Here is a 12,535-nt window from a genome sequence, read left to right on the forward strand (position 1 = left end):
TTACTCCTTCACGATTTATTTTAATGGTCGATGTTTAAAGTGCATGGTTGCTTCGACCGCTTCTTGCCATCCTTCGTACAAATTCGCACTCACTTCGGGACTCATTTGTGGTTCAAAGGTTTCGACTTGCGCTGAAATTTCTTTCATTTGATCAAAATCAGCCCAAAATCCGGTCGCGATCCCTGCCAGATAAGCCACGCCTAAAGCAGTCGTTTCTAAAAAGAGGGGTCGTTTAACTGTTGTTTGTAACATATCTGCTTGAAATTGCATTAAGAAATTATTTTTAGACGCCCCACCATCCGCTTTTAAGAGTGAAATTGGGAGGTTTGCATCTTGGGCCATCGTTCTTACGACATCGCACGTTTGGTACGCTAGTGACTCGAGTGTCCCACGAATCAATTGTTCTTTCGTTGTTCCTCGGGTAATACCAAAAATAGCGCCTCTCGCTTCTTGATCCCAATAAGGTGCGCCTAAGCCAGTAAAGGCAGGCACAACATATATTTGATGACTATCCGTTACACTTCCCGCTGCGATTTCCGTGTCTTGCGCGTCATCAATTAATTTCAAGCCGTCGCGCAACCATTGAATAGCCGATCCTGCAACAAAAATACTTCCTTCTAAGGCGTACGTTACTTCACCGCCAATGGCATAACCAATCGTTGTCAGTAACCCATTCGTTGAAATAATCGGTTGCGTACCGGTATTCATTAAGATAAAGGCCCCTGTCCCATAGGTATTTTTTACCGTTCCTTTTTCAAACGCACCTTGACCAATCAATGCTGCTTGTTGATCGCCAGCCATTCCCGCAATCGGAATCTTTTGTCCATAAAATAAGTAGTCATCCGTGTAACCAAAGATTTCTGTATTCGAACAAACCTCGGGAAGGAGACAACGAGGAATCCCAAATAAATCAAGTAACTCTTGATCCCAAGTCAACTCATGAATATTAAAAAGCATCGTGCGACTCGCATTTGTGTAGTCCGTTTTATGCGATTTTCCTTCTGTGAGTTTCCACAGTAACCAAGTATCAATCGTACCAAACAGTAATTCCCCATTTTCGGCCCGTTTTTTAATAGATGGATGATGATCAAATAACCATTTAATTTTGGTAGCCGAAAAATAGGAATCAATCGGAAGCCCTGTTTTTTCTTTGATTAAGGCTTCGTAGCCAAGTGCTTTCCATTCATCTGCGACACTACTAGATTGCTTTGATTGCCACACAATCGCGTGATAAACCGGTTCACCCGTCTGTTTGTCCCATAGAACGGTCGTTTCCCTTTGATTCGTAATCCCTATCGCCGCAATTTCACTTGGTTGGACGTCCCCTTCAATTAAGACTCCTGCAATGACATTTTGTACCGAATTCCAAATTTCAATCGGATCATGTTCTACCCAACCTGGTTGCGGAAAAATCTGCTTAAATTCCTTTTGGCTCGTGGCGTAAGGTTGCCCATTTTTATTAAATAAAATACAACGACTACTCGTTGTTCCTTGATCAATCGCTAAAATATATTTTTGTTTCATACGCACGCTTCCTTTATTAAATATCGTCAGTTCCTCAATTATAGCATAACAAATGTGAGATAAGAATACGTTGTAAATCGCTTTCAACTAGAACAGGGATTTTTCTTTTTAGCAGTCGTTGATTTCATGAAGAAATAACAAACAGTCTCCTCATCCTAGCATCCTCTTAAGAAATTCTTAAAGAAATTAACCATTTTAGGAAATATGTAGTATAATAGGACTATACGAAAGATATTTTTATGCAATAACTTTAATTTATTTTGAAGAAATTTATTCAAACTGGCGTAACAAAGAGTTACAAGGATGTACTAGAGGTTAGGGAGTACATCGTTTAAATGAGAAAGAATTAAACTTTAGTAATAGTCACCAACAACTTTAAATTATGAATATTGATTCGTTAGATAGCCTTCTCTTGATTGAGAGGGCTATCGTTCATTCTACGAAAAAAAACGACGGAAGTTTCTTTTAAAAAAGAACTTCTGTCGTTTTGATGCATTACGCGTCTTCGTAACTAACATTATGGTGAATCTTTTGAACGTCCTCTAAATCTTCAAGAGCATCAATCATTTTTTCGAAAATGACTAAATCTTCTGCACTTAATGTTACTTCGTTTTGAGGAACCATTTCCATTTCAGAGACGTTGAATTTCTCAATTCCTTTTTCTTTTAACGCTTCTTGGATGGCGTGGAAATCTTCTGGTTCACCCGAAACAATAATTTGTCCGTCTTGCTCTTCCACATCACGCACATCAATCTCTTTTTCCATCAAATATTCCAAAATTCCGTCAGCATCTTCGCCCTCAAAGCCAAATAATGCCGTATTGTCAAACATGTAGGCTACCGCACCTGATACGCCCATGTTTCCGCCATTTTTACCAAACGCCGCACGCACGTCAGCTGCTGTACGATTCACATTGTTCGTTAAGGTATCGACGATGACCATTGAGCCATTCGGACCAAATCCTTCATAACGTAATTCAGAGTATTGTTCATCGCCTGAACCTTTCGCTTTATCAATCGCTCGATCAATAATATGTTTTGGAACGTTATAGGTTTTGGCACGATCAATCACGAATTTTAATTTTTGATTCAAGTGAGGATCTGGCTCTCCTGTTTTTGCTGCTGCATAAATCTCAATTCCAAATTTCGCATATGTTCGACTAGTATTTGCGTCTTTTGCGGTTTTCTTTTCTACGATATTTTGCCATTTACGACCCATGGTCTCACTTCTCTTTCTGCTATTTTCAATTGTACTCAATTGCTCAAATATCCTTCATTATTATACTTGTCAAAGGTCCAGATGTGAAGGTTTTTTTGTTTATTTTTGATAGGAAAAAGGAATGCGCCCAAAATTTTGTTCTAGAATGGCCGTTTTTGCCATTTTATAGACTTGATCACTTCGAATGGTTAATGAATAGTGTTGCGCTTCTTGTTTCCCTATTTTCGCAATAATTGGTAATTCACTTTGTTTTTTGACCTTTTTTAAATATTCTTTTCCGACTGCAGTAAAACCTAAGACGCGAATAGATGGGTGATTCCAAGCATCGTGGATATCCTGCTCTTTCATGTTAAGGAGGACATAACAACACAAACGTTGAATGCGCACTTGTGTATAGCGTCTTGTTTTCACGAACTGAAGAAACTCATCAAAATGAGTGGCATTTTTGGCCGCTTCTTTTAAACGATACTCAATTCCTTCATTCATCTGATAAATTTGTTGGAGCGATTCCGGCGACTGTACCGCGAGTTGATACTGTAGGTACGGCCAAAAATCATCCCAAGAAACTTGATAGTCCAACAGTTGAGCAGCCGTTTCAGAAGGGACGACCTTTTCTATCGCGCGTTCTTCTTTTAATGCTTGACGAATAGCCGTTGCACTCGCAATTGATCCACTCAGATTGGTCGAGTGATACGGCGCTGATTTCCTTGTAATTGGAATCAAGGTCATCGGAGCAGGATATTTCGTATTTTCTTGACTATAACTCAAGCCTAAAATATGGTTTGGACTATTTTCACTTTGTGGCAATGTCGGAAATAAATGACGCGTTAGCTGTGCCATTTTCTCCGGGTAAGAAAGATTGGGTTGCGTCATTTCTTGAAAAAGTTGGTCAATCACTACTTTTTCATCGACCAATCGACGCCCTAACGCTTGATAATCGATCGAGACAGCACTATCTGTCCCAAAGCACAAGGACGTGCATTTTAAAGATTGCAAAATAGCCACCGCGCCTTTAGCGAAATAATCCGCTGATTGTACGGCCCATTCAAATGGTAATTCCACTACTAAATCGGCGCCATTGGCTAACGCCGCTTCTGCTCTTTTCCATTTATCAATCACGGCAGGTTCGCCCCGTTGTAAAAAATTGCCACTCATTACCGCTACCACAACTTCTGCCTTCGATTGTGCACGCGCTTGTTGTAAGTGGTATAAATGGCCATTGTGAAAGGGATTATATTCAACGATAACACCACAAGCTTCCATCTTTAAGCCTCCTTCATCTTTCAATAAAAACAGAGGAAAAAGTTAACGTTCACTCTCTCCTCTGTTTCATTTTTATTTATGACAAACAAAAAACCATCGACGACTTTTTTCATTCGGTTCACTATCAATGAAGTCCGCATAGACCTCAACTTTTTGAAAGCCTGCATTTTCGAGCATCAAGCCATACGTTTCTAAAGGATATGTTTTTTCTTGATGTAATTCATCTTCTCGCGTAAACGAACCATCTTCTTCTTGCACAAAAAACGTAAGAAAGTGTTCAATACTATGTTTTTCTTCACCCGCATAGCTTTCCCATAGAAAAGCAAATTCCTCGGTTTGATAATGATAACTATAACTAGGAAAGACCTCGTCAATTTGATACGTGGAGTGAACGTCAAAGATAAATGTCCCTTCGTCTTCTAAAATTTGATAGACTTCATCAAATACTTGTTGGACTTCCATCTCATTTTTCATATAGCACAGTGAATCGGAAAAACACGTGACCGCTTCATAAGTCCCTGTGTCCGCTAAATCGAGCATGTCGCCTTCAACAAATTGAATTTCGACATCACTTTCACGCGCACGTTCACTCGCAATCATTAACATTTCCTCGGATAAATCTAAAGCCGTCACGTCAAACCCATTACGGGCAAATTCCACTGCTAGAGCACCTGTACCGCAAGCGAGTTCCAAAATTTGTTTCTTTTGACCAAGATGACGTAATGAAAATTCCAGCCAACGTTGATATAAACTGGTATCCATCACTTCGTCATAGACAAAAGCAAATGTTTCATAAGCCATCTTACTCGTCGATCCAATCTGAAATGGCTACGAGTGGTGCATCAGACCATAATTTTTCTAAGTTGTAGAATGCTCGTTCAGAAGTACTGAAGACATGAACAATCACATCACCTAAATCAATTAAAATCCATTTTCCACCGTCTTTTCCTTCCACACGGCGAATTTGAACCTTCGCTTTTTGTTCTTCTTCAATAATGGCATCCACAATCGCCGAAATTTGACGGTCTGTGTTTGCTGAACAAATCAAAAAGTAATCGGCTAACAGTGAGATTTCTTTTACTTCTAACGCCATAATATCCTCTGCTCGTTTACTATCGGCTGCTTTGACTGCAATTTCTAACATTTGTTTACTATCTATGATAATCTCCTCCTATGAATGTTTCGCAACCCATTGATTGTATGTCTCAATGGTTTTTGGATAAATTGGAACGTTTTTTCCAATCAAATATTGTAACGTTTGTTTTGTTTCAAAAGCAACTGCCTGATTTAAGTCGAGTACCGCTAAGCGCCTTGCTTCTTCAACGCCAGGAAAATCTCGGCCTGGTTCAATGTAATCGGCCACGTAAATAATTTTACTGAGCAGACTCATCTGAGGTGCTCCCGTGGTATGTAAGCGAATGGCTTCTAGAATATCATGATCAGTAATTCCTAGTTCATGCTCGACAAAGTAGGCACCTACTAAGCCGTGCCAAATGGCGTTCCCCCAGCGAAGTAAATTCAAGTCAAATCCCTTGTTCTCAATGATAAAACGAAACTCATCAGCACTGCGTTCTTTCGCGTAATCATGCGTAAGCGCGGCGATACTCGCTTTTTCAACCGAACACCCATACCGTTTCGCTAAAGCAATCGCACTTTGTTCCACTCCAAGCACATGTTCAAAGCGCGCTTCACTCATTTGCATCTGAACTTGTTGCACTAAAAGCAAACGCGCTTCTTCGGTATACGGATTAAGTTTAATCATTGCGATACAACCCCATTTCCTGAATATACTGATTGACTTTTTGAGGGACAAAATATTGAATCGAACATCCTTGCGCGACTTTTTGTCGAATCATCGTTGAGCTAATTTCCATTAATGGTACATCGACCCAAATAAGTGGGTACGGCGTTTCTTTTGGATAACCAGGACGTTGAATCCCGACAAATTGTACAAGATCGACTAGTTCATCAATCCGGTGCCATGTTGGTAAGTAATCGACCATGTCGCCACCAATAATGAAGAAATAATCAGTATCAGGATTTTTTTCTTTCAACGCAACCAGCGTATCATACGTATAACTTTTGCCGCCACGTTCAAGTTCAATCGTTTCAACGTCTAACAACGGATTATCTTCAATCGCCAGTTGTAACATCTTTAAGCGATGCTCACTGGCAATCGTCGGTTTAGGATCGATGTGGGGCGATGTATAAGAAGGCATTAAAAACACTTTCTCTAATCCTAACCCACGACCAACTTGATCAGCTGCAATTAAATGGGTGATATGAACAGGGTTAAAAGCGCCCCCTAACAAGCCAACTTGTTTGCGAATGGTCGTTTCACTTTTTTCTTCTTCCACAAGGGCCAATGTTCGGTTCTTTTTTTTGATTGCCATTGCCATATCACACTCCACTAAATTTTATTAACTTCAAGTGAAATTTTTCTATATTTATCAGTCGCTGATGGTTTGTATACCACCAAAATCTTACCAATTGTTTGAACAACTTGACATTTTAACGCTTGTTCTAAAATTCCAGCGACTTCTTCTGGTGTTTCATCCGTGTTTTGCAACAATGATACTTTAATTAATTCTCTTTTTTCCAACGCTTCACCGATTTGATGAATCATTGCGTCATTTACTCCGCCTTTTCCAACTTGAAAAATTGGATTTAAATGATGCGCTTGACTGCGCAAATAACTTTTTTGTTTTCCTCTTAATGCCATGATTTTCTCCTTAAATTAACGCTTTTCTTTTTAATACGGCTACCCCTTTAGGCGCCCACCCTGCAACAACGCAAGGTTTTGTAACAGTAATCCACCCAAGGCCAGAAAAAACAATATCTGTTTTTTCTTTGATTGAGAATTCATAACGAACCAATTCAGGGAAATCAGCTACTTCCTCTTCACGAGGTGGCTGTAATAACCCTCCGACATGTTTTTGATAAAATTCATCCGCTTTTTCTAACTTTGTCCGATGAATATCTAAATCATTTGATAAGTAGGCCACAAACGGACAACGCTCACCTTGAATAAAATCAAAACGTGCTAATCCACCTAAGAATAAAGTCTGTGCTGGATTTAATTGATACGTTTTTGGTTTAATTTCTTTGTGTGGCGTGACAATTCTTAAATCTTTTTCGCCCAAATAGTGTGCCATTTGATGGCGATGAATAATTCCTGGCGTATCAATCAAGAAATGGCCATCGTCTAGCGGAATTTCAATTTTGTCCAATGTTGTTCCTGGAAAACGTGAAGTCGTTATTAACTCTTGAATACCAGAAGTTTGCTTAATAATTTGATTAATTAAGGTCGACTTTCCAACGTTTGTAACACCAACAACGTAGACATCGCGCCCGTGGCGATGTTCCTCAATCGCATCGAGTAGTTGGGTTAATTCTTGTGGCTTTTTCGCACTCGTTAATAAGACATCAATCGGGCGTAAGCCAACTTCATGCGCACGCTCTCTCATCCATTGCGTCATTTTAGCTGGTTTTAATGATTTTGGTAAAATATCCACTTTATTCCCGACTAATAAGACTGGATTATCACCTACAAAACGATGTAATCCTGGAATCAGCGAACCATTAAAATCAAAAATATCGACAACATTAACAATCAACGCTTCCGTATCGCCAATTTCATTTAGTAATCGCAAGAAATCATCATCGGTTAATGACACATCTTGGATTTCATTGTAGTGACGTAGACGGAAACATCTTTGGCAATACACTTCCCCAGTCTCTAATCCTTTTTCTAAAGCCGATGCTGGTGTGAATCCAAGTCCTGTCTTCTCATTTGTTTGAATGGTGACGCCACAACCAATACATTGGATTTTTTCTGTCATTTTAACTCCCCTTGCCATTTCATTTCTGGATTTTTCGCTAATAAATACTTCATAATTCTTCTTTCAAGCAAACGATTAAATTGGGTTTTCCAACTATCTGTTGCAATCACTGGTTTCACTAGGACACTTCGAACACCAGCGCTGTGAGCGGATTTGATGTCTGTCATGATTTGATCGCCTACCATAATGACCGCTTCTTTCGGTAAATTTAAACGCGTCAATGCTTGATTGATGCCTCTTGGAAAAGGCTTGAGCGCGCGCGCAATAAAATCAAGATTTAAAGCAGTTAGTGCCTTTGCTACCCGATCATGGTTATTATTTGAAACCACGATGACGGGAATCTTTGCTGCAGCCATCGTTGCTAACCAAGCCCGTAATTCTTCGGTACCATTGGGGTTGTCCCAAGCAATCAAGGTATTATCTAAATCTGCTAAGATCGCTTTTACACCTTGTTTCTCAAGTTGTTCTGGTGTGATTTGATAAATTGCTTCTAACATCCAAGTTGGTTTGTATTTTGAAAACATATTTTCTCCTTTAATGAAAAAATCAAAGAGCACCGCATTGTACTCTTCAACCCTTGATTATACAACAAATACGAACTAAAAAAAAGTTCTAACGTTCTATTTGCGGATTATTCTTCATTCCCTTGGGTAATTGTTAAAATCTGCTGATAAGCCGTTGGGGTAGCTGCTAAAAAATGTTGACGATCTTGAAGATCAAGTGGCTTCCCGTCGATGCGAGACATTTTCATTCCCATTGCTTCAATCAAGACACCACCCGCTGCATAATCCCAAGGAGCAAGGTTTGAAATATAACCCACGCGCCGTCCCATGACCATGTGATTTAGTTCAACACCGGCACAACCAGACATGCGAACGCCCATCGCTTGTTGGGTTACCTGTTGAATATCTCGTACATTCTCGCGATACATTTTTGTATTTACACCTAGTAAACCATCTTCTAACCCTAAGTCTAGCGGCTGAGCAAGGCGTTCTTCGTCACGAAAGACACCGACACTCGGTCCACCCCAAAGAAATTCATTTTTCATAACATCATAGACGAATCCAAGGATTCCTTTTCCGTCTTCATACACCGCTACCATGATACAAAAATTCTCGCCTTCTAGCACAAAATTCATCGTCCCATCGATGGGATCAATAATATACACGCGGCCAGTGACGTCTTCTAAGCGATCTCGATCATTTTCCTCCGCTAGGATTTTAGCTGTCGGATCAAACGTAGCAATTTTCGACACTATAAAATCTTGAATCGCTTTATCCAAATTCGTCACAAGATCTGTTCGACTCGATTTTGTATCCACGACGAGCTGATTTTCTAATAACGCACTTTTTAACATTTCACCGGCTTCCGTCATCCAATATTTCACTTCATTAATTAAGATTTGCATGCAATCATCCTTTCATTTTGAGCAGGGCTTTTTTATTTTCTTTCGCGAATTTTACAGTGTGATAGAGCGAGTAACCTGAAATCAGTTCAAAATCTTTGCCTAGTCTTCTTTCTTCTCCAATACTTTTCACTACCGTTTTAAATGCTTGATATTTCTCTAAAAACACTTGATTCGAAATGCCCTTTTCATAGGCTTGTTCTAACGCTTCCCATAAATCCATGACGGTAATCATTTGATTGGTGGTCCACTGAATGTCAATTGGGTATTCATAATCTTTCATTTTTTAAAACCTCGATCATTTTTATATTTACTGCTTCTATTTTAACATAACTTCAAAGAAAACCAAAAGTCAACCAGACCCGCCCGTTCAACTTATCCACGAATTCTATTCTAGTCAGGCGTTTACTAGACTGGGTTCTACAACTTTTAGTGTTCACGAGTGATATTCGTATCATCCTTCAACACTTTTTTCTGGATAGATCATTTTTAGTATTCCTACAGTTTGAAGCTTTCTAGCTGAAGTGTTACACAAAAGCCTGTGACTGTATCCGTAGGCTCGATGCGGTCTCTCATCTACCCCTTACAAAGCGATTTTTCTTAGAGTAGCGCGATTCCATCCACACCATTTGGCGAAGAATTCCTTGTTTGCCTCTTTTTGATGGAAATAAAAAATAAACCCTCTAGAAGCAAGGCTTCTAAAGGGTTTGTTGGCTTTTATGCGTGGATTGGTAATCCTAAAGCTAATTCAGCAGCATCCATTACGATTTCTCCTAATGATGGATGTGGATGAATCGTTAAGGCAATATCTTCTGCATTCATGCCAGATTCGATCGCTAATGCGAGTTCAGAGATCATATCTGAAGCACCAACACCAGCGATTTGTGCGCCAATGATAACGTGATCTTCGATAGTTGTTACTAAACGGATGAATCCTTCTGATTTACCAAGTGATAACGCACGGCCGTTACCAGCAAATGGGAATTTAATTGCTTTTGCTTCAATTCCTTTTTCTTTTGCTTCTGCGATTGTTAAACCAACAGAGGCTAATTCAGGATCTGTAAAAGCAACTGCAGGCATTGCTTTGTAATCAACTTCTACTTTTTCACCTGAAATGGCTTCAGCAGCGATTTTCGCTTCGTAACTTGCTTTATGCGCAAGTGCAGCACCAGGAACGATATCACCAATTGCGTAGATGTTTGGAATGTTTGTGCGACCTTGTTTGTCAACTGGAATTAATCCACGTTCACCAATTGTCACACCCGCTAATTCTAAGCCCATATCGTCAGTGTTTGGACGACGACCAACAGTGACCATGACATAGTCAGCAGTAATTGTTTCTTGTTTTCCATCGACTTCGTAAGAAACAGTCACGTCAGAACCATTATCAACGGCTTCTTTTGCCATCGCTTTTGTAACGATTTTAACGCCTTTTTTCTTGAAGTCATCTTCAACAATTTTCACCATATCTTTTTCGTAAGTTGGTAAAATTTGTGGTGAACCTTCTAAAATCGTGACTTCTGCGCCTAAGTTCGCGTATGCGCCACCTAGCTCAGCACCGATAACACCGCCACCGATGATTACTAATTTTTTCGGAACTTCTTTTAAGTTTAATCCGCCAGTCGAATCAATGACACGACCTTTGAATTTAAATCCAGGAATTTCAATTGGACGAGAACCAGTTGCCACAATTGCATGTTTGAATTCATATGTTTGAGCGGCATCTTCTGTGATAACACGTAATGTTTTATCGTCAACGAAGAATGCTTCTCCTTCAATGATTTCTACTTTGTTTTTCTTTAATAAGAAACCAATACCAGAAGTTAATTTATTTACTACGCCATTATCTTTCCAATCTTGTGTTTGAGTAAAGTCTAAAGCAACTTCTTTTGCACTTACGCCAAACATTTGAGAGTTTAATGCCTCTTGGTAATGATGACCTGCAGCAATTAATGCTTTGGAAGGGATACATCCAACGTTTAAACAAACGCCTCCGATATATTCTCTTTCAATAATCGCTACTTTTTGGCCCATTTGAGCGGCACGGATGGCAGCTACATAGCCACCAGGTCCCGAACCGATTACAACTGTATCTAATTCTAAAGCGAAATCTCCAACTACCATGTGTTTATCATCCTTCCATTAATAGTAACTCTGGATCTGCTAACAGACGTTTAATATTGTTCATTGCTTGTTGTGCTGTTGCACCATCAACAATACGGTGGTCAAAACTTAATGATAATTTCATTACGCGACCAACGACAATTTCGCCTTCTGCATTCACAACAGGTTGTTGAGCAATTGTACCAACACCTAAAATGGCTACTTCTGGGTAGTTAATAACTGGTGTGAAGAATGCTCCGCCTACTGAACCAATGTTACTAATTGTCACTGTACCATTACGCATATCATCTGCTGCTAATTTACCTTCGTGCGCTAAAGCTGCTTTACCGTTGATTTCATCTGCAATTGCAAATAAACCTTTACGGTCAGCGTCTTTTACGTTTGGTACGTATAAGCCGTTCGCAGTATCTGTTGCGATTCCGATATTGTAATAGTTTTTGTAAACAATTTCTTGTGTTGCATCATCAATTGATGCATTCATAATTGGGAATTTTTTCATTGTTGCAGTTAATGCTTTTACAACATATGGTAAGAATGTTAATTTCGTATTTTGCGCTGCGGCAACATCTTTAAATTTCTTACGTTGATCCCATAGGTTTGAAACTTCTACTTCATCATGTAAGGTTACATGTGGAGCTGTGTGTTTGCTATTCACCATTGCTTTAGAAATTGCTTTACGCATTGGTGTTAATTTTTCACGTGTTTCCATTTCAACTAAGTTTGAGCTGAATGCTTTTGGTGCTTCTTTAGGAGCTGCTGCTTCTGCTGGAGCTTGTGTCGTTGCAGTAGATGCCACACTTTCTTGGGCTGCAGGAGCTGCGACTGCAGAACCGCCAGCTAAGAATGCTTGGATATCTTCTTTTGTCACACGTCCACCTTTACCAGTTGGTGTCACTTGTGTAATATCCACGTCATTTTTACGTGCAAATTGACGAACAGATGGCATTGCTAAAACAGTTGCATTTGGATTCGCTGCCGCCACAACCGGTGCGCTTCCAGCAGACGCTGTTTCTGCTTTAGGTGCTGCTGTTGGTTCTGCAACAGATGCTGCAGTGTTATGACCAGGTGCGTCAATTTCAACTAACACATCACCGACGTTCGCAACAACGCCTTCTGCTACAACAATATTTGTGACTGTTCCAGTTACTGGAGATGGAAT

14 protein-coding genes are annotated in these 12,535 nt (G+C 39.8%); all 14 read right to left on the bottom strand.

From position 1 onward, the window contains the following. Positions 1–15: 15 nt before the first annotated feature. On the bottom strand, positions 16–1,524 hold the full coding sequence (gene glpK, locus RU93_RS10670; protein ID WP_071875614.1) for a glycerol kinase GlpK: 1,509 nt from the start codon (positions 1,522–1,524) through the stop codon (positions 16–18). Positions 1,525–2,019: 495 nt separating this feature from the next. Next, a complete protein-coding gene (locus RU93_RS10675; protein WP_071875615.1) occupies positions 2,020–2,742 on the bottom strand; it encodes a YebC/PmpR family DNA-binding transcriptional regulator in 723 nt (240 codons plus the stop codon). A 99-nt stretch (positions 2,743–2,841) separates the two neighbouring features. Beyond that, complete coding sequence (locus RU93_RS10680; protein ID WP_071875616.1) at positions 2,842–4,005, bottom strand: nucleotidyltransferase; 1,164 nt, start codon at positions 4,003–4,005, stop codon at positions 2,842–2,844. Positions 4,006–4,077: 72 nt separating this feature from the next. Next, positions 4,078–4,806: a class I SAM-dependent DNA methyltransferase gene (locus tag RU93_RS10685; protein WP_071875617.1), complete on the bottom strand. Its 729-nt coding sequence runs from the start codon at positions 4,804–4,806 to the stop codon at positions 4,078–4,080. A gap of 1 nt (position 4,807) precedes the next feature. Beyond that, positions 4,808–5,149 (bottom strand): ribosome silencing factor, encoded by a 342-nt coding sequence (rsfS, locus tag RU93_RS11990; RefSeq protein ID WP_071875618.1) that lies wholly within the window; start codon positions 5,147–5,149, stop codon positions 4,808–4,810. 27 nt (positions 5,150–5,176) lie between these two features. Then, positions 5,177–5,767 (bottom strand): bis(5'-nucleosyl)-tetraphosphatase (symmetrical) YqeK, encoded by a 591-nt coding sequence (gene yqeK / locus RU93_RS11995; protein ID WP_071875619.1) that lies wholly within the window; start codon positions 5,765–5,767, stop codon positions 5,177–5,179. Continuing rightward, complete coding sequence (locus RU93_RS10700; protein ID WP_071875628.1) at positions 5,760–6,398, bottom strand: nicotinate-nucleotide adenylyltransferase; 639 nt, start codon at positions 6,396–6,398, stop codon at positions 5,760–5,762. The genes yqeK and RU93_RS10700 overlap by 8 nt, the downstream gene beginning before the upstream one ends. Positions 6,399–6,415: 17 nt before the next feature. Continuing rightward, positions 6,416–6,727 (bottom strand): ribosome assembly RNA-binding protein YhbY, encoded by a 312-nt coding sequence (gene yhbY / locus RU93_RS10705; RefSeq protein WP_071875620.1) that lies wholly within the window; start codon positions 6,725–6,727, stop codon positions 6,416–6,418. Positions 6,728–6,737: 10 nt separating this feature from the next. After that, the gene (gene yqeH / locus RU93_RS10710; RefSeq protein WP_071875621.1) at positions 6,738–7,847 is read right to left on the bottom strand and encodes a ribosome biogenesis GTPase YqeH; all 1,110 of its coding nucleotides are present in this window, start codon (positions 7,845–7,847) and stop codon (positions 6,738–6,740) included. Continuing rightward, positions 7,844–8,371 (bottom strand): YqeG family HAD IIIA-type phosphatase, encoded by a 528-nt coding sequence (locus RU93_RS10715; RefSeq protein ID WP_071875629.1) that lies wholly within the window; start codon positions 8,369–8,371, stop codon positions 7,844–7,846. The genes yqeH and RU93_RS10715 overlap by 4 nt, the downstream gene beginning before the upstream one ends. Before the next feature lie 107 nt (positions 8,372–8,478). Next, positions 8,479–9,255, bottom strand: coding sequence for an inositol monophosphatase family protein (locus tag RU93_RS10720; RefSeq protein WP_071875622.1), 777 nt, complete (start codon positions 9,253–9,255; stop codon positions 8,479–8,481). Between the two features lie 4 nt (positions 9,256–9,259). After that, positions 9,260–9,535, bottom strand: a complete 276-nt coding sequence (locus RU93_RS10725) for a UPF0223 family protein (RefSeq protein WP_071875623.1) — start codon at positions 9,533–9,535, stop codon at positions 9,260–9,262. 434 nt (positions 9,536–9,969) lie between these two features. Continuing rightward, complete coding sequence (gene lpdA / locus RU93_RS10730) at positions 9,970–11,376, bottom strand: dihydrolipoyl dehydrogenase (protein WP_071875624.1); 1,407 nt, start codon at positions 11,374–11,376, stop codon at positions 9,970–9,972. Positions 11,377–11,383: 7 nt separating this feature from the next. Then, the coding region (locus RU93_RS10735; protein ID WP_245785416.1) for a 2-oxo acid dehydrogenase subunit E2 at positions 11,384–12,535 on the bottom strand (1,152 nt) is incomplete at its 5' end.

This window comes from Enterococcus aquimarinus (assembly GCF_001885765.1).
Classification (GTDB): Bacteria; Bacillota; Bacilli; order Lactobacillales; family Enterococcaceae; genus Enterococcus_I; species Enterococcus_I aquimarinus.